Source organism: Streptomyces sp. SS1-1, assembly GCF_008973465.1.
In the GTDB taxonomy this organism is placed as follows: domain Bacteria; phylum Actinomycetota; class Actinomycetes; order Streptomycetales; family Streptomycetaceae; genus Streptomyces.
On record NZ_WBXN01000004.1, the window covers coordinates 4,518,159 to 4,538,700 of the forward strand.

General features: G+C 72.2%; 20 protein-coding genes. 11 read left to right on the plus strand and 9 right to left on the minus strand.

Annotation, left to right across the window (positions count from 1 at the left end; genetic code table 11):
* The first annotated feature begins 56 nt into the window (after positions 1-56).
* From F8R89_RS22255 to F8R89_RS22265, 3 genes are all read left to right on the plus strand, one after another.
* Positions 57-1,511 (plus strand): ABC transporter permease, encoded by a 1,455-nt coding sequence (locus F8R89_RS22255; RefSeq protein WP_151785585.1) that lies wholly within the window; start codon positions 57-59, stop codon positions 1,509-1,511.
* 47 nt (positions 1,512-1,558) lie between these two features.
* Positions 1,559-2,242: an ABC transporter ATP-binding protein gene (locus tag F8R89_RS22260; RefSeq protein WP_151785586.1), complete on the plus strand. Its 684-nt coding sequence runs from the start codon at positions 1,559-1,561 to the stop codon at positions 2,240-2,242.
* A 195-nt stretch (positions 2,243-2,437) separates the two neighbouring features.
* Complete coding sequence (locus tag F8R89_RS22265; protein WP_151785587.1) at positions 2,438-5,743, plus strand: S8 family peptidase; 3,306 nt, start codon at positions 2,438-2,440, stop codon at positions 5,741-5,743.
* A gap of 59 nt (positions 5,744-5,802) precedes the next feature.
* On the opposite strand, the gene F8R89_RS22270 is transcribed toward F8R89_RS22265, so the two are convergent.
* Together F8R89_RS22270 and F8R89_RS22275 are read right to left on the minus strand one after the other, a co-directional pair.
* A complete protein-coding gene (locus F8R89_RS22270; protein WP_151785588.1) occupies positions 5,803-6,183 on the minus strand; it encodes a VOC family protein in 381 nt (126 codons plus the stop codon).
* A gap of 143 nt (positions 6,184-6,326) precedes the next feature.
* Complete coding sequence (locus F8R89_RS22275) at positions 6,327-7,367, minus strand: NAD(P)-dependent alcohol dehydrogenase (RefSeq protein ID WP_151785589.1); 1,041 nt, start codon at positions 7,365-7,367, stop codon at positions 6,327-6,329.
* A 186-nt stretch (positions 7,368-7,553) separates the two neighbouring features.
* Between F8R89_RS22275 and F8R89_RS22280 the strand changes: the two genes are divergently transcribed.
* Positions 7,554-8,468 (plus strand): helix-turn-helix domain-containing protein, encoded by a 915-nt coding sequence (locus tag F8R89_RS22280; RefSeq protein ID WP_151785590.1) that lies wholly within the window; start codon positions 7,554-7,556, stop codon positions 8,466-8,468.
* Positions 8,469-8,565: 97 nt separating this feature from the next.
* Here the strand turns inward: F8R89_RS22280 and F8R89_RS22285 are convergent, their stop codons facing one another.
* Positions 8,566-9,516 carry a DUF5829 family protein gene (locus tag F8R89_RS22285; protein ID WP_151785591.1) on the minus strand — a complete coding sequence of 317 codons (951 nt, stop codon included), beginning with the start codon at positions 9,514-9,516 and terminating at the stop codon, positions 8,566-8,568.
* Between the two features lie 155 nt (positions 9,517-9,671).
* Here F8R89_RS22285 and F8R89_RS22290 point away from each other — a divergent pair, with 155 nt between their 5' ends.
* The 3 genes from F8R89_RS22290 (at position 9,672) to msrA (ending at position 12,015) form a co-directional block, all read left to right on the plus strand.
* On the plus strand, positions 9,672-10,079 hold the full coding sequence (locus F8R89_RS22290; protein ID WP_151785592.1) for a YciI family protein: 408 nt from the start codon (positions 9,672-9,674) through the stop codon (positions 10,077-10,079).
* A 20-nt stretch (positions 10,080-10,099) separates the two neighbouring features.
* The gene (locus F8R89_RS22295; protein ID WP_151788245.1) at positions 10,100-11,257 is read left to right on the plus strand and encodes an RNA polymerase sigma factor; all 1,158 of its coding nucleotides are present in this window, start codon (positions 10,100-10,102) and stop codon (positions 11,255-11,257) included.
* Positions 11,258-11,502: 245 nt separating this feature from the next.
* Positions 11,503-12,015 (plus strand): peptide-methionine (S)-S-oxide reductase MsrA, encoded by a 513-nt coding sequence (msrA, locus tag F8R89_RS22300; protein ID WP_062671587.1) that lies wholly within the window; start codon positions 11,503-11,505, stop codon positions 12,013-12,015.
* A 52-nt stretch (positions 12,016-12,067) separates the two neighbouring features.
* Here msrA and F8R89_RS22305 read toward each other — a convergent pair whose 3' ends face one another.
* Positions 12,068-13,186, minus strand: a complete 1,119-nt coding sequence (locus tag F8R89_RS22305) for a hypothetical protein (protein WP_151785593.1) — start codon at positions 13,184-13,186, stop codon at positions 12,068-12,070.
* Positions 13,187-13,338: 152 nt separating this feature from the next.
* Between F8R89_RS22305 and F8R89_RS22310 the strand changes: the two genes are divergently transcribed.
* The gene (locus F8R89_RS22310; protein ID WP_151785594.1) at positions 13,339-14,496 is read left to right on the plus strand and encodes a cystathionine gamma-synthase; all 1,158 of its coding nucleotides are present in this window, start codon (positions 13,339-13,341) and stop codon (positions 14,494-14,496) included.
* A gap of 9 nt (positions 14,497-14,505) precedes the next feature.
* Here the strand turns inward: F8R89_RS22310 and F8R89_RS36830 are convergent, their stop codons facing one another.
* The 3 genes from F8R89_RS36830 to F8R89_RS22320 form a co-directional block, all read right to left on the minus strand.
* On the minus strand, positions 14,506-14,757 hold the full coding sequence (locus tag F8R89_RS36830) for a hypothetical protein (protein ID WP_225994462.1): 252 nt from the start codon (positions 14,755-14,757) through the stop codon (positions 14,506-14,508).
* A complete protein-coding gene (locus F8R89_RS36835; RefSeq protein ID WP_413251296.1) occupies positions 14,754-15,251 on the minus strand; it encodes a sigma factor-like helix-turn-helix DNA-binding protein in 498 nt (165 codons plus the stop codon). The genes F8R89_RS36830 and F8R89_RS36835 overlap by 4 nt, the downstream gene beginning before the upstream one ends.
* 192 nt (positions 15,252-15,443) lie before the next feature.
* A complete protein-coding gene (locus F8R89_RS22320) occupies positions 15,444-15,953 on the minus strand; it encodes a MarR family winged helix-turn-helix transcriptional regulator (RefSeq protein WP_151788247.1) in 510 nt (169 codons plus the stop codon).
* Positions 15,954-16,116: 163 nt separating this feature from the next.
* On the opposite strand from F8R89_RS22320, the gene ilvA reads away from it, so the two are divergent.
* From ilvA to F8R89_RS22335, 3 genes are all read left to right on the plus strand, one after another.
* Positions 16,117-17,346: a threonine ammonia-lyase gene (gene ilvA / locus F8R89_RS22325; RefSeq protein ID WP_151785595.1), complete on the plus strand. Its 1,230-nt coding sequence runs from the start codon at positions 16,117-16,119 to the stop codon at positions 17,344-17,346.
* A 228-nt stretch (positions 17,347-17,574) separates the two neighbouring features.
* On the plus strand, positions 17,575-18,555 hold the full coding sequence (locus F8R89_RS22330) for an ATP-binding cassette domain-containing protein (RefSeq protein WP_151785596.1): 981 nt from the start codon (positions 17,575-17,577) through the stop codon (positions 18,553-18,555).
* Positions 18,552-19,352 carry an ABC transporter permease gene (locus tag F8R89_RS22335; RefSeq protein WP_151785597.1) on the plus strand — a complete coding sequence of 267 codons (801 nt, stop codon included), beginning with the start codon at positions 18,552-18,554 and terminating at the stop codon, positions 19,350-19,352. Before F8R89_RS22330 ends, F8R89_RS22335 begins: the two co-directional genes overlap by 4 nt.
* Positions 19,353-19,444: 92 nt before the next feature.
* Here F8R89_RS22335 and greA read toward each other — a convergent pair whose 3' ends face one another.
* Together greA and F8R89_RS22345 are read right to left on the minus strand one after the other, a co-directional pair.
* Positions 19,445-19,945 (minus strand): transcription elongation factor GreA, encoded by a 501-nt coding sequence (gene greA, locus F8R89_RS22340; RefSeq protein ID WP_055621740.1) that lies wholly within the window; start codon positions 19,943-19,945, stop codon positions 19,445-19,447.
* Between the two features lie 168 nt (positions 19,946-20,113).
* The gene (locus F8R89_RS22345; protein ID WP_151785598.1) at positions 20,114-20,512 is read right to left on the minus strand and encodes a DUF4307 domain-containing protein; all 399 of its coding nucleotides are present in this window, start codon (positions 20,510-20,512) and stop codon (positions 20,114-20,116) included.
* Positions 20,513-20,542: the final 30 nt, after the last annotated feature.

Consider the following 20,542-nt stretch of genomic DNA (forward strand, 5'->3'; position numbering starts at 1 on the left):
CCGTCTCTTATCGCGGCCTTATCGCTTCATCAGGCGCCGCTCATAGCTTGCGGCGCATGTTCTTCACCTACCTGAGGCGCGAGCTGCGCCGCCGCCGAAAGGCGGCCCTCGTCATCGCCTCCGGGCTCGCGCTGGGCATCGCGCTGGTCATCGTGGTCACCTCGGTGTCCTCCGGCATGAGCAAGGCCCAGGACAAGGTCCTGGAGTCCCTGTACGGCCTGGGCACGGACATGACCGTCACCAAGGCCGCCGAGCCCGCGCCGAGCGCGTCCGAGCGCCCCCGCTTCCGCTTCGACGCCCGGGACGACGACTCCGGGGAGGAGCAGTCCAGCGACCGCGTCATGGTCCAGGGCTTCCAGACACTGCCCGCCTCCACCGTCGGCGAGGTCGGCGAACAGGACGGCGTCTCCGACGCGGTCGGCGGGCTCAGCCTGCAAGTCCTCAAGGTCAGCGGCGAGTTCACCCGCGGCCGGTTCCAGCAGGACGGGAACGGCGGGCCTCCCGGACAGGGCGGCACCGGGCAGCCGGGAGGCGAAGTGCGCGGCGGTGGCGCCGACTTCGACGTCAACAGCTACTCCGTCTACGGCGCCGACGTCACCCGGACCGGCCTCGGCCCGCTGACCACCTCGAAGATCACCAGCGGCCGTACGTTCAAGGCGACGGAGACCGACGCCAAGGTCGTGATCGCCGACACCTCCTACGCCAAGGAGAAGAAGCTCAAGACCGGCTCCACCGTCACGGTCAAGGGCACCAAGTTCAAGGTGATCGGCATCGCCACCCCCGACAGCGGGGACGCGGCCGCCAACCTGTACATGCCGCTGAAGCGGGCGCAGACGCTCGCCGACGCCAAGGACAAGGTGACCACCATCTATGTGCGGGCCACCGACTCCCAGCGCATCGACTCCGTGAAGTCGGCCATCCAGAAGAACGTCTCCGGTACGACGGTGACGACCTCCGCCGACCTCGCGGACACGGTGTCCGGCTCCCTGTCGACGGCGTCCTCGCTCGCCACCCGCGTCGGCACCTGGCTGTCCGTCGTGGTGCTCGTGGCCGCGTTCCTGGTGGCCGGGCTGCTGACCTCCTCGGCGGTCTCGCGCCGGGTGCGGGAGTTCGGCACCCTCAAGGCGCTCGGCTGGAAGTCGGGCCGGGTGACCCGGCAGGTCGTCGGCGAGGCGGTCGTCAACGGGCTGCTCGGCGGCGTCCTGGGCATCGCGGTGGGCCTCGCCGGCGCCTACGCGGTGACCGCGATCAGCCCGACGCTCCAGGCGGAGCTCGGCGGCGGCCCCGGCGGCCCCGGCGGCACGGGCGGACCCGGCATGGGCGGCTTCGGCGGCCCCGGACGGGAGAGCGCGGCCCGGACGCTCGACGTCGCCCTGACCGCGCCGGTCAGCCTCACCACGGTGGGCCTGGCGGTCGGCCTCGCGGTGGCGGGCGGCCTGGTCGCGGGCGCGTTCGGCGGCTGGCGGGCCTCGCGCCTGCGCCCCGCGGACGCCCTGCGCCGCGTCGAGTAGCGGACGGGAACGACCCGCACCACCCCGAACCCGACCCAGGAGCCACCATGTACGAACTCAGGAACGTCACCAAGCGCTACACCCGCGGCAAGGACACCGTCCTCGCCCTCGACGGGATCGACCTCACCGTCCCCGACGGCGACCGGCTCGTCATCCAGGGCCCCACCGGCGGCGGCAAGTCCACGCTGCTGCAGATGCTCGGCGGCCTCGACCGGCCGACCTCCGGCGAGGTCGTCCTCGACGGCACCGATCTGGCGGGGCTGCCCGAGGCCCGGCTGACCCGGGTCCGCAGCGAGAACATCGGCTTCGTCTTCCAGTCCTTCAACCTCATCCCCACCCTCACCGCCCAGGAGAACGTCGAGACCGCGCTGGTCCCGCTCGGCCTGAAGGCCCGCGAGCGGCGGGAGCGGGCCGCCGAGGCGCTGGACTCCGTGGGGCTCGGCGAGCGGCTGGCCCATCTGCCGTCCGAGATGTCCGGCGGGCAGCAGCAGCGGGTGGCCGTCGCCCGCGCCCTCGTGAAACGGCCCAAGGTGCTCCTCGCCGACGAACCCACCGGAAATCTCGACGAGTCGACGCGCGACGAGATCATGGAGGTGCTCGAACGCCTGTGGCAGGAGCTGGGGCTGACGTTCATCATGGTCACCCATGACTCGGCGATCGCCCGGAAGGCCCCGCGCGTGGCGACCATCCGCAAGGGACGCATCACTGTCAAGGAGAACGCCAAGGCCTGACCCCGCGACTGCGTAACGGAGTTCGGCCGGTCACGTAACAGTCGTCCGGTACGCCGGCCAACTCCCCCCGTTCCCTTGAGGCGTGAGACAACCCCTCGGCATACTGCGTGCTCCGGGGGGCGACGCGCATGCGTACGAGACCACCCCCGGACGGGTGAGCCGGGAACTCACCCGGTTCTTCTGCAAGGGGGAAACTTGCGCAGACACGTCAGACGAGCATGCGCGGCCGCCGTCTCCTCGGCGGCCGCCCTCGCCCTCATCGCGGGAACGACCGGACCCGCGTCCGCCCGGCCCGAGCAGCGCCCCCCGGGTGCCGCCTCCACCCCGTCCCCGCACCGCGTCACCCTGATCACGGGCGACCGGGTCGCGGTCGACGCCAAGGGCCGGGTCGTCGGCCTGGAGCGGGCGAAGGGGCGCGGCCACATACCCGTCCAGATACGCAGGATCCACGGGCACACCCTCGTGATACCGGCCGACGCGGCCGGGCTGGTCGCCGACGGCACGCTCGACCGGCGCCTGTTCGACGTCACCGAGCTGACGAGGGCGCACACCGGCGCCGCCGGCGCCAAGGGCCCGAAGGTCATCGTCGGCTACCGGGGGACCGCCGCCGGCGCCAAGGCGGACGTCCGCGACGCGGGCACCCTGCGGCGCACCCTGAAGTCCCTCAACGCGGACGCCGTGCAGGCCACCGACCAGGGCGCCCCCGGTCTGTGGGACGCCCTCACCGACGGCGACCGCACCGCCTCGGGTATCGCGCACGTCTGGCTCGACGGCGTCCGCAGGGCCAGCCTCGACAAGTCCGTCGCGCAGATCGGCGCCCCCAAGGCGTGGGCGGCCGGCTACGACGGCAAGGGCGTCAAGATCGCCGTCCTGGACACCGGGGTCGACGCGACCCACCCGGACCTCAAGGGCCAGGTGGTCGCCGCCAAGAACTTCAGCCCGGCCCCCGACACCACCGACAAGGTCGGGCACGGCACCCATGTCGCGTCCATCGCGGCGGGCACCGGCGCCAAGTCCGGCGGGAAGTACAAGGGCGTCGCGCCCGGCGCCGGCATCCTCAACGGCAAGGTCCTCGACGACGACGGCTACGGCGACGACTCCAGCATCCTCGCCGGCATGGAGTGGGCCGCCGACCAGGGCGCCCAGATCGTCAACATGAGCCTGGGCGGCACCGACACCCCCGAGGTGGACCCGCTGGAGGCGGCGGTGAACAAGCTGTCCGCCGAGAAGGGCGTGCTGTTCACCATCGCGGCGGGCAACGCGGGCCCCGAGTCCGTCGGTTCGCCCGGCAGCGCGGACGCCGCCCTCACCGTCGGCGCCGTCGACGACAAGGACGCCCTCGCCCCCTGGTCCAGCACCGGCCCCCGGGCCGGCGACGGGGCGGTCAAGCCGGACGTGACCGCGCCCGGCGTGGACATCACGGCCGCCTCCGCCAAGGGCAGCGCCATCGCGCAGGAGGTCGGGGAGAACCCGCCCGGCTATGTGACCATCGAGGGCACCTCGATGGCGACCCCGCACGTCGCGGGCGCGGCGGCGATCCTCAAGCAGCAGCACCCGGACTGGACGTACGCCGAGCTGAAGGGCGCGCTGACCGGTTCCGCGAAGGGCGGCGCGTACACGCCGTTCGAGCAGGGCGCGGGCCGCGTCCAGGTCGACAAGGCCATCAAGCAGAACGTGATCGCCGACCCGGTGTCGGTGAGCTTCGGCACCCAGCAGTGGCCGCACACCGACGACAAGCCGGACGCCCGGAAGCTGACGTACCGCAACCTCGGCACGAAGGACGTCACGCTCCAGCTCGCCGTGAAGTCCACCGACCCCAAGGGCCACGCGGCCCCGGCCGGCTTCTTCAAGCTCGGCGCGACCCAGGTCACGGTCCCGGCGGGCGGCAGGGCCACGGTCGGCTTCACCGTCGACACCCGGCTCGGCGGCACCCTGGACGGCGCCTACTCCGCGTACGTGACGGCGACGGGCGGCGGGCAGAGCGTCCGTACGGCCGCCGCGGTCCAGCGCGAGGTGGAGTCGTACGACGTCACCGTCAAGCACATCGGCCGCGACGGCAAGCCCGCGCCCGAGTACAACACGGCCCTGATCGGCTACTCCGGTCTGGCGAACGAGCGCTACTACCAGGTGCCCACGGCCGCCTCCGGCACGGTCAAGCTGCGCGTACCCAAGGGCACTTACCTGATGGACGCCTGGATCGCCAAGGACCTGGTGACCGTGGAGGGCGGCCTCGACTGGGTGGTCCAGCCCAAGCTGAACGTCACCCGGAACACCACCCTGACCATCGACGCGCGCACCACGAAGTCCGCCGACATCACCGTGCCCGACCCGCGGGCCAAGCCGGTCTTCGCCGCCTCCAGCTACTGGTACGACACGGCGGGCATCGGCATCGCCGCCGGCGCCGGCTCCTTCGCCGACCTGCGCATGGCCCACCTCGGCCCGGAGATCGCGAGCGGTCTGACGCAGACCTGGAACGCCCAGTACACCAAGGGCGCGGCCACCGAGTACGACGTCGCCACCTCGGCGAAGGTGAAGAAGATCCAGGGGCACAAGGTCCGCCACTTCACGGCGGGCGAACTCGCCAAGGTGTCCACCGGGCTCGGCGCCGCCGCGCCGAACAAGACCGGCGCGCTGCTGCCCGTCGGCTTCCTCCCCGACGACGTCGTGATCGCGACGCCGGTCGAGCAGAAGCTGCCCGGCACCCGGACGCTGTACGTGTCGACGTCCGACAGGATCCAGTGGACGTTCGACATGGAGCAGCACTCCGGCACGGACGCCGACGGCCTCCCGATCATCGACGCCTTCTACACACTCGGCGACCCGCAGACCTTCAAGGCAAACAAGAGCTACACGAAGACGTTCAACACCGCCGTCTTCGGCCCGCACATCAACAAGGAATACGGCCTGTTCCGCGCCGGCAACGAGATCTACGGCTTCCTGCCGCTGTTCGCCGACGCCAACAAGCACGCCGGGTCGTCCGACGTCACCTCGGTCACCACGAACCTCTACCGCAACGGCACCAGGATCGGCACCAACGCCGATCCGCTGCTCGGGGAGTCGTTCAAGGTGCCCGCGGCGGACGCCGAGTACCGGCTGACGACCTCGGTGAAGCGGAGCGTCAAGGTCGCCGCCGCCTCCACCCGGATCGACGCGAGCTGGACGTTCCGTTCCAAGAAGCCGTCCGGTGACCAGGCGGCCCTCCCGGCCTCCACCGTGCGGTTCGGCGCGAAGACCGGGCTGGACAGCCGGGCCGAGGCCGGCAGGAAGGTCACCTTCCCGGTCACCGTCGTCGGCGCCGCCGCCGGGCGCAACCTGAAGTCGCTGCACGTCTACGTGTCGTACGACTACGGGCAGACCTGGAAGAAGCTCGACGTCAGGAACGGGAAGATCACCGTGAAGAACCCCGGCAAGGGCAAGGGGATCTCCTTCCACGGCAAGGTCGCCGACAAGAAGGGCAACAAGGCGACGATCTCGATCTACAACGCCTACTACGGCAAGTAGCTCCCGGCAGTGGAACGGGGGGCGCCCATGGCTGGGCGCCCCCCGTTCCCTGTTGCGTGTCAGCCGCCGCCGTAGGGGACCGTCAGGATCTCCAGGTTGTGGCCGTCGGGGTCCTCGAAGTAGGCGCCCCGGCCGCCGTCGTTGCGGTTGATCTCACCGGGCCGGCGGTGGTGCGGGTCGGCCCAGTAGGTCAGCCCGGCCCGCTGTATCCGGCCGAAGATCGCGTCGAACTCGTCGTCCGACACGAGGAACGCGTAGTGCTGCGGTGTGACGGGGCCGGGGGAGTCCAGGAAGTCGAGGGTCACCCCGTTCGGGATCGCGACCGGGACGAAGGGCCCGTAGCGCGGGCCCACCTCCAGGCCGAGGATGTCGGCGAGAAACCGGGCCGACGCCTGCTGGTCGTGCGCGGCGACGATGGTGTGGTCGAGCCGGACGGTCATCGGGCTGCCTCCTCGTGGGACCGGTTCGGTCGTTCCGCGAGCCACGCTAGGCCGCCACCCCGTCCCGGCACATCGGTCCCCGGACGGGGGCGGTCCTCCTCCCAGGGTCCTGCGTCCCGCGACCGGGATCGAGGCCGGGCCGGTCAGATCGTCGCCGTGTCGATCACGAAGCGGTACCGCACATCGCTGGCGAGCACCCGCTCGTACGCCTCGTTGATCTCGGCGGCGCCGATCAGTTCGATCTCCGCGCCGATGCCGTGCGCCGCGCAGAAGTCCAGCATCTCCTGGGTCTCGCGGATGCCGCCGATGCCGGAGCCCGCGAGCGTCTTGCGGCCGCCTATGACCGAGAACAGGTTCAGGGCGACGGGCTCCTCGGGGGCGCCGACGTTCACGAAGGCGCCGTCCGTCCGCAGCAGGGACAGGAACCGGTCCAGGTCCAGCGGCGCCGACACCGTGGACAGGATGAGGTCGAAGGTGCCCCGCAGCTCCTTGAACGTGGCGTCGTCGCTGGTGGCGTAGTAGTGGTCGGCGCCCAGCCGCAGGCCGTCCTCCCGCTTGCGCAGGGACTGCGACAGGACCGTCACCTCGGCGCCGAGCGCGTGCGCGATCTTCACGCCCATGTGCCCGAGGCCGCCCATGCCGAGGATCGCGACCTTCTTGCCGGGGCCGGCGTTCCAGTGGCGCAGCGGGGAGTACGTGGTGATGCCGGCGCACAGCAGGGGCGCGGCGACGTCCAGGGACAGGCCGTCGGGGACGCGGACGACGAAGTTCTCGTCGACGACGATCTTCTCCGAGTAGCCGCCGTAGGTCGGCTCGCCGTCCCGGCCGATCGCGTTGTAGGTGCCGGTGTTGCCCTCCAGGCAGTACTGCTCCAGGCCCGCCGCGCAGTTCTCGCACGTACGGCAGGAGTCGACCATGCAGCCGACGCCCACCCGGTCGCCGACCTGGAACCTGGTCACCCCGGAGCCGACCTCGGCGACGACACCCGCGATCTCGTGGCCGGGCACCATCGGGAAGATCGCCTCGCCCCAGCCCTCCCGGGCCTGGTGGATGTCGGAGTGGCAGATACCGGCGAACCTGATGTCGATCAGGACGTCGTGCGCGCCGACCTCGCGGCGCTCGATGGTGGTGCGCTCCAGCGGAGCCTTGGCGGCGGGTGCGGCGTACGCGGCGACGGTGGTCATGCCGGGGGATCTCCTAGGGGGGTTCGGCGTGCGTACCCGGTACGTCCTGGGGTGCTGCGTCCGGGCACGGCGTCCAGCCTGCCCGGAGGGGCCGCGGCCACCCAGCCCCCGGGTGTTCGTACGTCCGCTGTTCCTACCACCGGCGGGGTCAGGCTCCCGTGCGTACGACCAGCGATACTCGGGGGCATGGACGAGCAGCCCGTATCCGAGTCAGGGGCCGGCGCCGGGGCGGGACTGGATCCGCGTGCCGAGCTGAGCGAGTTCCTGCGCACCCGGCGGGCCCGGCTGAAGCCGCAGGACGTGGGGCTGCCGGACTTCGGGCGGCACCGGCGCGTGCCGGGGCTGCGGCGCGAGGAGCTGGCGCAGCTGGCCGGGGTGTCCGTGGCGTACTACACCCGGCTGGAACAGGGCAACGGGCGCAATGTCTCCGCCGAGGTCCTCGACGCGATCGCGCGGGCGCTGCGGCTCAGCGACGCGGAGCACGCGCACCTCATGCACCTGACCAAGCCGAAGCAGCACAAGAGGAGGCCGTCCACCCGGACCGAGCAGGTGCGGCCGGCGCTGCGGCATCTGCTGGAGTCGATCGACGGCGTCCCCGCGTACATCACCGGCCGCCGCTCGGACATCCTCGCCTGGAATCCGATGGCCGCGGCCGTCTTCGGCGACTGGGGGGAGCTGACGGCGCAGGAGCGGAACTGGGCCCGGATGGTGTTCCTGCGGCCCGACTACCGCGAGCTGTTCGTGGAGTGGGACCAGAAGGCGTCCGACATGGTCGGCCATCTGCGCATGGACGCCGGCTGCCATCCGGACGACCCGAGGCTGTCGGCGCTGGTCGGCGAACTCTCCGTGAAGAGCGCGGAGTTCCGGCGGCTGTGGGCCGTCCACGACGTCATGGAGAAGACCTACGGCGTCAAGCGCCTGCGGCATCCGCTCGTCGGCGAACTGACCCTGAACTTCGACTCGTTCCGGCTGTCGGACGGCACCGACCAGTATCTGACCACGTACTACGCCGAGCCCGGCTCACCGTCGGCCGAGGGGCTGCGGCTGCTCGCGAGCTGGGGCGCGGACGCGACCCGGGCGGGCCGGGGGACGGCTCTGTAGGGGCCGAAGGGTCGAGCGGCCGAGCGACCGAGGGGCCGAGGGGCCGAGGCGCCCGGCGGGCCGGTGTGCTCCGCCCCGCCGGGCCGCCCCGCCCCGCTCAGTGCCCGAACGTCCACACGGCCCGCGTGCCCGGGCCCACGGTGAGGACCGAGCGGCCGATGCGCTCCACGTGCCGGGACGCCTGCGAGCCGTTCAGCGTGAACGTCACCTCGCGCAGGCCCGCCTCCTCGCGCGGCACCGCGTCGAAGCGGATCGTCGTGCCGCCGCCCCGCGCGACGATCCCGCCGCCCGGTGCCGGCTGGACGGTGAAGCCGCCGGCCCGCAGCAGCGGCACCGTGCTGTCGAGGTCGCGCCGGGTGACCGCGAGCCGGATGGAGCCGACGTCCCGCATCGCGTGGTCGCGGTAGGCGTCGGGCAGATAGCGCTCCCGCCCCACGTCACCGGGGTAGGAGGCCGGTTCGGTGGCGCCGCGCGGGTCCGCGAAGTACTCCGGTCGGTACTCCATCCCCCAGGCTCCGAAGCCGTCGTACTCCCCGGTGGTGAGGACCGCGTCGAACCACGGCACCGGGACGCCGTCGCCGAAGTCCCGGGTCTGCTGGAACGCGATCGGTTCCGGGACGCCCAGGCCCGGCAGCCGCGCGGCCGCGCGGTCCAGGTCGCCGGAGCGCTCCGCGGAGATGCCGAGGCCGCCCGCGCCGAGCTCGCCGTCCTGGCCGGGCACGTCGCCCACGCCGAACAGTTCGAGATAGGTCTCGCGGCCCATCAGGTAGCGGCCCGTCCAGACCTGTCCGTCGGCGCCGGTGGTGGTGCGGACCTGGAAGTTCGCGAACTCCCGCAGATACGCGGAGTGTTCGATGGCGTCCGCGGTCTCCCGGTCGAGCACGCCGTAGGCATGGTTGAAGAAGAGCAGCTGTCCGTCGTGCCGGGTGCGCTGATCGGCGGGGGCCCGGCCATCCCGGGCCAGCGCGGTGCCCGTGCCGGCGCCCAGCGCGCCGGTCAGGGTGATGAGAAGGACCAGGACGGTCCGTAACGCTCGGTGAAGAGACATGAGGAGAGCGTAGGCAGGGCCCGCGCGAAATCGCAGAGATTTTCGAACGAAAGATTCTCGAAAAACCTCCTCGGGGATGTCGAGAAGCCGTGACCGGCTCCGTCCCCGGTAGGAACGCGACCACAATGGTTCGTGTCCGTACCGAGGAGACCGTCATGGCCAAGTACCTGCTTCTCAAGCACTACCGCGGCGCCCCCGACGCGGTGAACAACGTGCCGATGGACCACTGGACCCCCGAGGAGGTCTCCGCGCACATCCAATACATGACGGACTTCGCGGCGCGGCTGGAGAAGACCGGCGAGTACGTCGACGGGCAGGCGCTCGCGCCGGAGGGCACCTGGGTCCGCTACGACGGCGAGGGGCGCCCGCCGGTCACCGACGGGCCGTTCGCGGAGACCAAGGACCTCATCGCCGGCTGGATGGTCATCGACGTCGACAGCTACGACCGTGCCGTCGAACTCGCGGGCGAGCTGTCCGCCGCCCCCGGCGCGGGCGGCAGGCCGATCCACGAGTGGCTGGAGCTCCGTCCCTTCCTGTACGCGGCGCCCACCATCACGGAGTGACCGAGCCGATGCCCCCGTCGCTGGACGAGGCCCTGCTCAGGAGCCTCACCCCGCGCGTCCTCGCCGTCCTCGTCCGCCGCGGAGCCGACTTCGCGGCGGCCGAGGACGCCGTACAGGACGCGCTGGTTGAGGCCGTCCGGGTCTGGCCCGACGACCCGCCCAAGGACCCCAAGGGCTGGCTGATCACGGTGGCCTGGCGCCGGTTCCTCGACGCGGCCCGCGCCGACACCGCGCGCCGCCGGCGCGAGGACCGCGCCGACGAGGAACCGGCGCCCGGGCCCGTGCCGTCCGCGGACGACACACTGTGGCTCCACTTCCTGTGCGCCCACCCGTCGCTGAGCCCGTCCTCCGCGGTCGCGCTCACCCTGCGCGCCGTCGGAGGGCTCACCACGCGCCAGATCGCCCAGGCCTACCTGGTCCCCGAGGCGACGATGGCGCAGCGCATCAGCCGGGCCAAGCGCACGGTGTCCGGGGTCCGGCTCGACCGGCCCGGGGACGTCGCCACCGTGCTGCGCGTCCTCTACCTCGTCTTCAACGAGGGCTATTCCGGGGACGTCGACCTCGCCGCCGAGGCGATCCGGCTCACCCGGCAGCTCGCGGCGGCCGTCGACCACCCCGAGGTCGCCGGGCTGCTCGCGCTGATGCTGCTGCACCACGCCCGGCGCGACGCCCGGACCGCGCCCGACGGCGCTCTCGTGCCGCTCGCCGAGCAGGACCGCTCCCGCTGGGACACCCGGTCGATCGCCGAGGGCATCGGCATCCTGCAGGCGGCCCTCGCCCGCGACCGGCTCGGCGAGTACCAGGCCCAGGCCGCCGTCGCCGCGCTGCACGCCGACGCGCGGACCGCCGAGGAGACCGACTGGGTGCAGATCGTCGAGTGGTACGACGAGCTCGTCCGCCTCACCGGCAGTCCCGTCGCCCGCCTCAACCGCGCGGTCGCCGTGGGCGAGGCCGACGGCCCGCAGGCGGGCCTGGCCGCCCTCGCGGAACTCGACCCCGCCCTGCCCCGCCACACGGCCGTGGCCGCCCACCTCCACGAACGCGCCGGCGACCTCCCGACGGCGGCCCTCCTCTACACGGAGGCCGCCCTCAAGGCCCCCAACCTCCAGGAACGAGCCCACCTGACCCGCCGGGCGGCCCGCCTCAACACGCGGGCGGGAACCTCGGGCGTCCCCTAGTACGGGTCGGCGTGCCGCTGTCGTCGTAGGCCGGGAGGGGCGCACGGGACGAGGCGCGCCCGACGCCCTCGGAGCGGCCGTGCGCCTCGCGACCACGGGCGACGCCCGCACGGCTCCCCGGCGGCGCGCGGACCGGCCCGGAATCGCGGCGGCCCCCGGTGTGTTGTCGCTGGTGGGCATCGATGCCGGTGGACCTGCCCGTCGAGAAGCCCGAGTGTGTGAAGCGACAAGGATGGAGGGCCGCAATGGCTGCGCAGACGCAGAGGGCCGTACTGGCGGGCGGATGTTTCTGGGGGATGCAGGACCTGATCCGCCGGCTTCCCGGCGTGACGGCGACCCGGGTCGGATACACCGGGGGTGACGTGCCGAACGCGACCTACCGCAACCACGGCACGCACGCGGAGGCCATCGAGATCCTCTTCGACCCCGAGCAGACGGACTACCGCGCGATCCTGGAGTTCTTCTTCCAGATCCACGACCCGAGCACGAAGAACCGCCAGGGCAACGACATCGGCATGAGCTACCGCTCGGCGATCTACTACGTGGACGACGAGCAGAAGCGGATCGCCGAGGACACGATCGCGGACGTGGACGCCTCGGGCCTGTGGCCGGGCAAGGTCGTCACCGAGGTCGAGCCGGTCGGCCCCTTCTGGGAGGCCGAGCCGGAGCACCAGGACTACCTGGAGCGCTACCCCGACGGCTACACCTGCCACTTCCCCCGCCCGGGCTGGCGCCTGCCCGCCCGCACGGAGAGCTGACCGCGAGCCTTCCGGCCCCGCCGCGCGCGACGCGCGGCGGGGCCGCCGTGTGTCAGTGGGGCAGCGTGGCCGGGCTGCCGCCGTTCGCCTCGTAGCCCGCCACCGCCAGCGCCCGGAACACCGCGAACTCCGCCGCCGGGTCGGCCGACAGCGTCCACGGCAGGGCACCGACATGCCCGTCGACGTGCACCAGCTGGTCCATGGCCTCCGCCCAGCGCTCCCCGCGGACCAGGAAGAACACCAGGAGATGGCGCACGTGCGCCAGCATCGGGTCGTCGGGCCGGGCCGCGCCCACCGCGAACAGCGCGCCGTGGACCGCCTTGGTGACGACCTCGCTCTGCCAGAAACCGGCGACCAGGGTCACGTCGGGCAGGTGCTCGAAGACGGCGAACAGCGGCATCGCGGCGAGCAGTGACCCCCGGGGGGCGCGGGCGGCCGCCGCCTCCGCGAACTCGTACGCCAGCTGCCGCGAGCCGTGCCACTTCTCGCACCAGTAGTGCAGGGCGGCCAGATGCGCGCCCATGTGGGCCGGGGCGCGGTCCAGGATCTTCAGCCACAGCTGCTCGAACTCGGCGCGCGAGTACCCGAGTCCGCGCGCGATCGACAGCTCGACGATGTACGGGACCGGGTCACCGGGGGCGAGGAGCGCGGCCTGCCCGCACGCGGCCTTCGCCTCCTCCATGATGATCCGGAACTCGTCCGTGCCCGGCGTCGCCGTACGCCACGCCTGCTGCACCAGGAACTCCGCCTGCACGGCCGCGCCGCCCGCGTCCTTCGGCTGCTCGGTGCGCCACACCCGCAGCCACTGCCCGCCCGGCGCCTCGCCGACGCCGCCGGGCCGCTGCTGCAGCTCGAGCGCCGCCGCGCCCGCGAACGCCTGCACCCGCTGCCAGCGGCGCTCGCCCTCGGCCTCGGTGCCGGCCAGCAGCTGCGCGGCCGCCCGGTAGTCCTGGGTGCGCTGCACCAGGTCCAGGACGTCCAGCAGGTCCTGGTCGGGACCCGGCATCCGGATGTCCAGCTCCTCCTGGAGGACGAAGCCGTAGTTCGCCGGGTCCGCGGCGTCCGGGTGGCCCGGTGAGACCTGCTCGATCATGCCCCTCCTGCGCCGCATGAACGGCACCAGCACGAAGCCGAGCATGGCGGCGGCGATCAGGACCCAGAGAATCTCCATGCCTCAAGCGTTCCAGACGCCGCCGACTCTTGGCCAACGAGGTCGGCATCCTGTGGAGAAACGGTCCGGCGGACGCCGCGTCCGGGCGGTCCCGGGACCGCCGCGCACCGCCCGCGCCGCATCCCGGGCGCGGGCGCACTACCCTCGGCCCCATGAGCGACAGGCACATCAGTCAGCACTTCGAGACCCTCGCGATCCACGCGGGCAACACCGCCGATCCCCTGACCGGCGCGGTCGTCCCGCCGATCTACCAGGTCTCGACCTACAAGCAGGACGGCGTGGGCGGCCTGCGCGGCGGCTACGAGTACAGCCGCAGCGCCAACCCGACCCGCACCGCCCTCGAGGAGAACCTCGCCGCCCTGGAGGGCGGCCGCCGCGGCCTCGCGTTCGCGTCCGGACTGGCGGCCGAGGACTGCCTGTTGCGTACGCTGCTCAGCCCCGGCGACCACGTGGTCATCCCGAACGACGCCTACGGCGGCACGTTCCGGCTGTTCGCGAAGGTCGTCGCCCGCTGGGGCGTGGAGTGGTCGGTCGCCGACACCTCCGACCCGGCCGCCGTACGGGCCGCGATCACCCCGAAGACCAAGGTGATCTGGGTGGAGACCCCCTCCAACCCGCTGCTCGGCATCACCGACATCGCCGCCGTCGCCCAGGTGGCGCGCGACGCGGGCGCCCGGCTCGTCGTCGACAACACCTTCGCGACGCCGTACCTCCAGCAGCCGCTGGCCCTCGGCGCGGACGTCGTCGTGCACTCCCTGACCAAGTACATGGGCGGCCACTCCGACGTCGTCGGCGGCGCGCTGATCGCCGCCGACGCCGGACTGGGCGAGGAGCTGGCGTTCCACCAGAACGCGATGGGCGCCGTCGCCGGCCCCTTCGACTCCTGGCTGGTGCTGCGCGGCAGCAAGACGCTGTCCGTGCGCATGGACCGGCACAGCGAGAACGCCACGAAGATCGCCGACATGCTCACCCGGCACCCGCGCGTGACGAGCGTCCTGTACCCGGGGCTGCCCGAGCACCCCGGCCACGAGGTCGCCGCCAAGCAGATGCGGGCCTTCGGCGGCATGATCTCCTTCCGCGTCGAGGGCGGCGAGGAGGCGGCCGTCGAGGTGTGCAACCGCGCCCAGGTCTTCACCCTCGGCGAGTCCCTCGGCGGTGTCGAGTCCCTGATCGAGCACCCCGGCCGGATGACGCACGCGTCCGTGGCCGGCTCCGCCCTGGAGGTCCCGGCCGACCTGGTCCGCCTCTCGGTGGGCATCGAGAACGTCGACGACCTGGTCGAGGACCTCAAGCAGGCGCTCGACCAGTGACGCGGTAGCTCACCAGCCCGTGAGCGGTGGAGTCGTCTCCGACGGCGGCTCCACCCACGGGTGGGCGGTCAGCGCCCACACCGTGAACGCCACCGCCGCCGCGCACAGCAGCAGCCACATCAGCCGTACGGCGACCCGGTGGCGCCACAGCAGGCGCTCCCCGCGCCGCACGATCTCCGGGTACAGCTCCGGCGGCACCCGCGGGGGCGGCGCGGCCTCCATCAGCTGCCGCGCGGCGGCCTCCCGCCGGACCCGGTTCACCGCGCCACCGCCTTCGCCCCGAGCACGGCTGGGGCCGTCTCGCGCGGCCGGTGCAGCAGCGTCGCGGTCGCCCGCGCGCAGATCGCCTCGACGCGTTCCCCGGGCAGCCCCAGCAGCGCCGCCGTCTGCTCCTCGGCGACCCCCTCGTACAGCCGCAGCACCAGCACCAGGCGTTCCCTCGGGGAGAGCCGGGCGAGCGGGCTGTCCGGATGCGGGCGGCTGCGGCCCAGCGCGCCGGGACCGCCGTACCGGTGCCAGACCGAGCGCGCGAACCGGGTCGCCAGCTCCTGCCGGGCGACGCCGTAGGGGTCCTCGCCGCGCAGCCGGTCCCAGCACGCGTACGTGTGCGCGAGCGAAAGCGTCAGCAGACGACACGCGCGCGGATTGTCGTCCCGCGACTCGCCGGTGAGCAGCGTCGCGGTGTGCAGCAGGCGTCCCGCCGCGCCCGCGACGAACGCCTCGAACTCACGGCCGCGGCGGGCGTCACGGATCATGTGCCGTCGTTCCACCGCCCCTCCCGCCAGGCCGCGCGCCGAGGACCGCCCCGCCGGCCGCACGACACGCCTGCCGTGCGTCAGGAGGGCCCGGTCTCATGGGAAGCCTGCGGTGGCCCGGGGGTCAAGAGCCGGGAGCCGTCCTCCCGTCCCACGCGGGTGCCCGCCCGCGCGTGAGGCCCCCTGCCCGGCTCAGGACGCGCCGGGCGCCTCCGGCGCCGCGCCCCCCGACTGGGGCGCCATCCGCGCCGACAGCGCGACATTGAAACGGGTGAGCAGCGAGCAGAACGCCTCGCGCTCCTCCGGCGCCCAGTCCTGCGTCAGCTCGGCCATCAACTGACGACGCGACGCCCGTACTTCCTCCAGCCGGGACTGCCCGCGCGGGGAGAGCTGCAGCACGACCGCGCGCCCGTCCTCCGGGTGCGAGGTGCGCTTGACGAGACCCGTGTCGACCAGCGGGGCGACCTGCCGGGTGACCGTCGAGGAGTCGATCCCCATGCTCGCCGCGAGCGCCTTGACGCCCATGGGGCCTTCCTTGTGCAGGCGGTTGAGCAGCAGGTACGCGGCGCGGTCCATGGAGTTGCGCACCTGGCCGACCCCACCGAGGCGGGTCTGTTCGGCACGGCGGGCGAACACCGCCACCTCGTGCTGCAGCGTGTCGAGGAGACCGCTGTCAGCGACGGTCGTCATGTCCGTCGACATGTCAGGTGTTGTGGGCATGGCCGGAGGCTCACTTCATGAAGGGGGTGCTGGGTTGGGGGACAGGGTACGCGGCCGGGACGCGGGGTGTACCGACGCTGCGCAATCCCGTCTCGCTGCTTGGTCACACCGCAAAGTAGCGGCTGTGAACTGCGAGACTGGCCACATGAACCACCGCACGTCCGACGTACTGCCCCCGGTCACCCTCGACGACGTGCGCGGCGCCCAGAAGATGCTGAGCGGCGTGGCCCGGGTGACGGCGATGGAGGGCAGCAGGCATCTGACGCAGCTGGTCGGCGCCCCGGTGCACCTCAAGTGCGAAAACCTCCAGCGCACCGGATCGTTCAAGCTGCGCGGCGCCTATGTGCGGATCGCCGGGCTGCTCCCCGAGGAGCGGGCCGCCGGCGTCGTGGCCGCCAGCGCCGGCAACCACGCGCAGGGCGTCGCCCTCGCTTCCTCCCTGCTCGGCGTGCGGTCCACGGTGTTCATGCCCAAGGGCGCCCCGCTGCCGAAGATCAGCGCCACCCGCGACTACGGCGCCGAGGTGCGCCTGCACGGCCAGGTGGTCGACGAGACGCTGGCCGCCGCGCAGGAGTACGCGGCCGAGACCGGCGCGGTGTTCATCCACCCCTTCGACCACCCCGACATCATCGCCGGTCAGGGCACGGTCGGGCTGGAGATCCTGGAGCAGTGCCCGGAGGTGCGCACCGTCGTCGTCGGCATCGGCGGGGGAGGGCTCGCGGCCGGGATCGCGATGGCGGTCAAGACGCTGCGCCCGGACGTGCGGATCGTCGGCGTGCAGGCGGAGGGCGCGGCGGCCTACCCGCCCTCCCTGGCGGCCGGCCGCCCGGTCGCGGTCGAGCACCCGGCGACGATGGCGGACGGCATCAAGGTGGGCCGGCCCGGCGACGTGCCGTTCCGGATCATCGGCGACCTGGTGGACGAGGTCCGCACGGTCACCGAGGACGAGCTGGCCGCCGCCCTGCTGCTGTGCCTGGAGCGGGCCAAGCTGGTCGTGGAGCCGGCCGGGGCGAGCCCGGTCGCCGCGCTGCTGAGGGACCCGGGCGCCTTCGAGGGCCCCGTCGTCGCGGTGCTCTCCGGCGGCAACGTCGACCCGGTGCTGCTCCAGCGCGTCCTGCGGCACGGCATGGCCGCGCAGGGCCGCTACCTGGCCGTACGGCTGCGGCTGACCGACCGGCCGGGGGCGCTGGCGTCGCTGCTCGGGGCGTTGTCAGTGGTGGACGCCAACGTCCTCGACGTGAGCCACGTCCGGACCGATCCACGGCTCGGGCTCACGGAGGCGGAGGTCGAGCTGCACCTGGAGACCAAGGGGCGCGAGCACTGCGCCGAGGTCGGCGAGGCGCTGCGGGCGGCGGGCTACACCGTCATCGCCTGACCGTCATCGCCTCTGCCGTCTTCGCCCGAGCCGTCTGCGGCCGGGCCGCCGTAGCGGTCCGGGCACCGGCCCCGCACGCTCCTCGGACCCCTCGTGTCACACGTTCGGAAAACTCCATTGAGAGACGCGATACATCGCGTTATGGTGTGTCCCGTAATGCCGCTCGCGAGCGGCATGAGAAGTGCAAACCTAGACTTTCCGAACTTCCCCGACGACGTGGAGATCCATATGCCAGGCGCCATCTACGCCGAAGGCCTGGTGAAGACCTTCGGTGACGTAAGGGCTCTGGACGGCGTCGACCTCGATGTCCCCGAGGGCACGGTCCTCGGTCTGCTCGGGCCGAACGGCGCGGGCAAGACGACGACCGTCCGCTGTCTGACGACCCTGCTGCGCCCCGACAGCGGCAGGGCGGTCGTCGCGGGACTCGACGTCCTGCGGCAGCCCGACGCCGTACGCCGTTCCATCGGCCTGTCCGGCCAGTTCGCGGCGGTCGACGAATACCTGACCGGCCGGGAGAACCTCCAGATGGTCGGCCAGCTGTACCAGATGAAGGCGAAGCAGGCGAAGGCCCGCGCGATCGAGCTGCTGGAGCAGTTCGACCTCGCAGACGCCGCCGACCGGCCCGCCAAGACCTACTCGGGCGGCATGCGCCGCCGGCTCGACCTCGCGGCGGCCCTCGTGGTCTCCCCGCCCGTGATGTTCATGGACGAGCCGACGACCGGCCTCGACCCGCGCAACCGCCAGCTGCTCTGGGAGGTCATCAAGCGCCTGGTCTCCGGCGGCACGACGCTGCTGCTGACCACGCAGTACCTGGAGGAGGCCGACCACCTCGCGCACGAGATCGCCGTCGTCGACCACGGCCGGGTGATCGCCAAGGGCACCTCCGACCAGCTCAAGGCCCGTACCGGCGGCGAGCGCGTCGAGGTCGTCGTCCACGAGCGCGACGACATACGGCCCGCGTCCGAGGTGCTGAGCGGCTTCGGCAAGGGCGAGACCACCGTCGAGGACCACATGCGCAAGCTCACCGTGCCGGTCACCGGCGGCGCCAAGCTGCTCGCCGAGGTCATCCGCGAGCTCGACTCCCGGGGCATCGAGATCGACGACATCGGCCTGCGCCGCCCCACCCTCGACGACGTCTTCCTGTCCCTGACCGGACACGTCGCCGAGACCAAGAGCGAGGAGAACGGCAAGGAGGAGACGGCCAAGTGAGCGCCATCAACGATTCCGCGGTCATCGCCCGCAGAAACCTGATCCGCATGGGCCGGATCCCCGAGGTGCTGATCTTCGGGCTCATCCAGCCGATCATGTTCGTGGTCCTGTTCACCTATGTGTTCGGCGGCTCGATCCAGGTCGGCTCGTCCACCTCCACCCAGGCCTACCGCGAGTTCCTGATGGCCGGCATCTTCGCCCAGACGGTCACCTTCGCGACCGCCGGTGCGGGGGCCGGTATCGCGGACGACATGCACAAGGGCCTGATCGACCGCTTCCGCTCGCTGCCCATGGCCCGCGGCGCGGTCCTGACCGGCCGCACCCTCGCCGACCTCGTGCAGACCGCGCTCACCCTCGTCGTCCTCGCGGTCGTCGCCGTGATCGTCGGCTGGCGCACCCACGAGAACGCGGGGAAGGTCCTCGCCGGCTTCGGGCTGCTCCTGCTCCTCGGGTACGCGTTCTCCTGGATCGGCGCGCTCATCGGCCTGTCCGTGCGCACCCCCGAGGCGGCGACCTCGGGCGGACTGATCTGGCTGTTCCCGCTGACGTTCATCTCGAACGCCTTCGTCGACGCCAACCAGATGCCCACCTTCCTGCGGCACATCGCCGAGTGGAACCCGTTCAGCGCCACGGTCCAGGCCTGCCGTGAGCTGTTCGGGAACCTGCCGCCGGGGTTCAAGGCGCCCGACGCGTGGCCCATGCAGCACCCCGTGTGGGCGTCGCTGATCTGGTCGGTCCTGATCATCGCGGTGTTCCGCGCCCTGGCCGTCCGCAAGTACCGCTCCGCGACAGCCTGACCGACACGGGGCACCGCCCCGGACACGCGGACACGACGAAGCCCCCGGCGTCGAGCGGCGCCGGGGGCTCTCGTGAAGGTGAAGGGGCCGGGTCAGCCGCTGTAGGGCTCGGCCTTCAGGATGCGCACCGAGGCCTTCTTGCCGTTCGGCAGCTCGTACTCCGCGTCCTCGCCGACCTTGTGGCCGATCACGCCGGAGCCCAGCGGCGACTGCGGCGAGTACGTCTCGATGTCCGAGCTCGCGTACTCGCGGGAGGCCAGCAGGAAGGTCATCGTGTCGTCCTCGTCGCCGTCGAAGGCGATCGTCACGACCATCCCGGGCGCCACCGCGCCGTCCGCCGACGCCGGGGCCTCACCGACCTTGGCGTTCTCCAGGAGCTGGGTCAGCTGGCGCACGCGGAGCTCCTGCTTGCCCTGCTCCTCCTTGGCCGCGTGGTACCCGCCGTTCTCACGGAGGTCCCCCTCCTCGCGCGCCGCCGCGATCTTGGCTGCGATCTCCGTGCGCGCAGGACCAGACAGGTACTCCAGCTCGGCCTTGAGCTGGTTGTACGCCTCCTGGGTCAGCCAGGTGACGTTCTCGCTGGTCTGGGTCACAGGTGCTCCTCGTCGGTACTGGGAATACAAAGCATCGCCCTACCCAGAAGAATGTGCCTTCACGGATGGGCGAAACCACGAGCCTAACAATTGGATGCCCGAAGGGGGAGGACATAAGCCACCAGATTTACATCGCCGCAGGTCAGTCGCGGCGCATTCCGGATGCCGTCAGTCGGCGTGGCAGCCGAGCAGCTCGGCCGTCGTCCCCGGGGTCGTCGTACGGAGGGTGACGACCCTGTCGATGCGGGTCTCGTCCCCGTCGAAGCGGAAGTCCGCCCGGCCCACCTCGGCGCCGCTGCGCGCCTGCGACCGCAGCGTGCAGTAGCCCGAGGCCCCGGCGTCCTTGCGGACCTCCAGATGCACGTCCACCGCGTCCTTGCGGACGTCGAACTCGATCACCTCGGCGCTGATCTTGTTCTGGCCGACGTAGTGCCAGCCGAAGTACCCGACCAGCGCCAGCAGCAGCACCCCGAGCACCCCGCCGACGACCTTGAGCGTGCGGTCGGCGCGCGCGTCCGAGGAACGGCCGTAACGGCCCTCGGGCGGTCGCGTGCTCGCCGTACTCATGATCGTCCTCCCGGCCGGAGCGGAACGGAT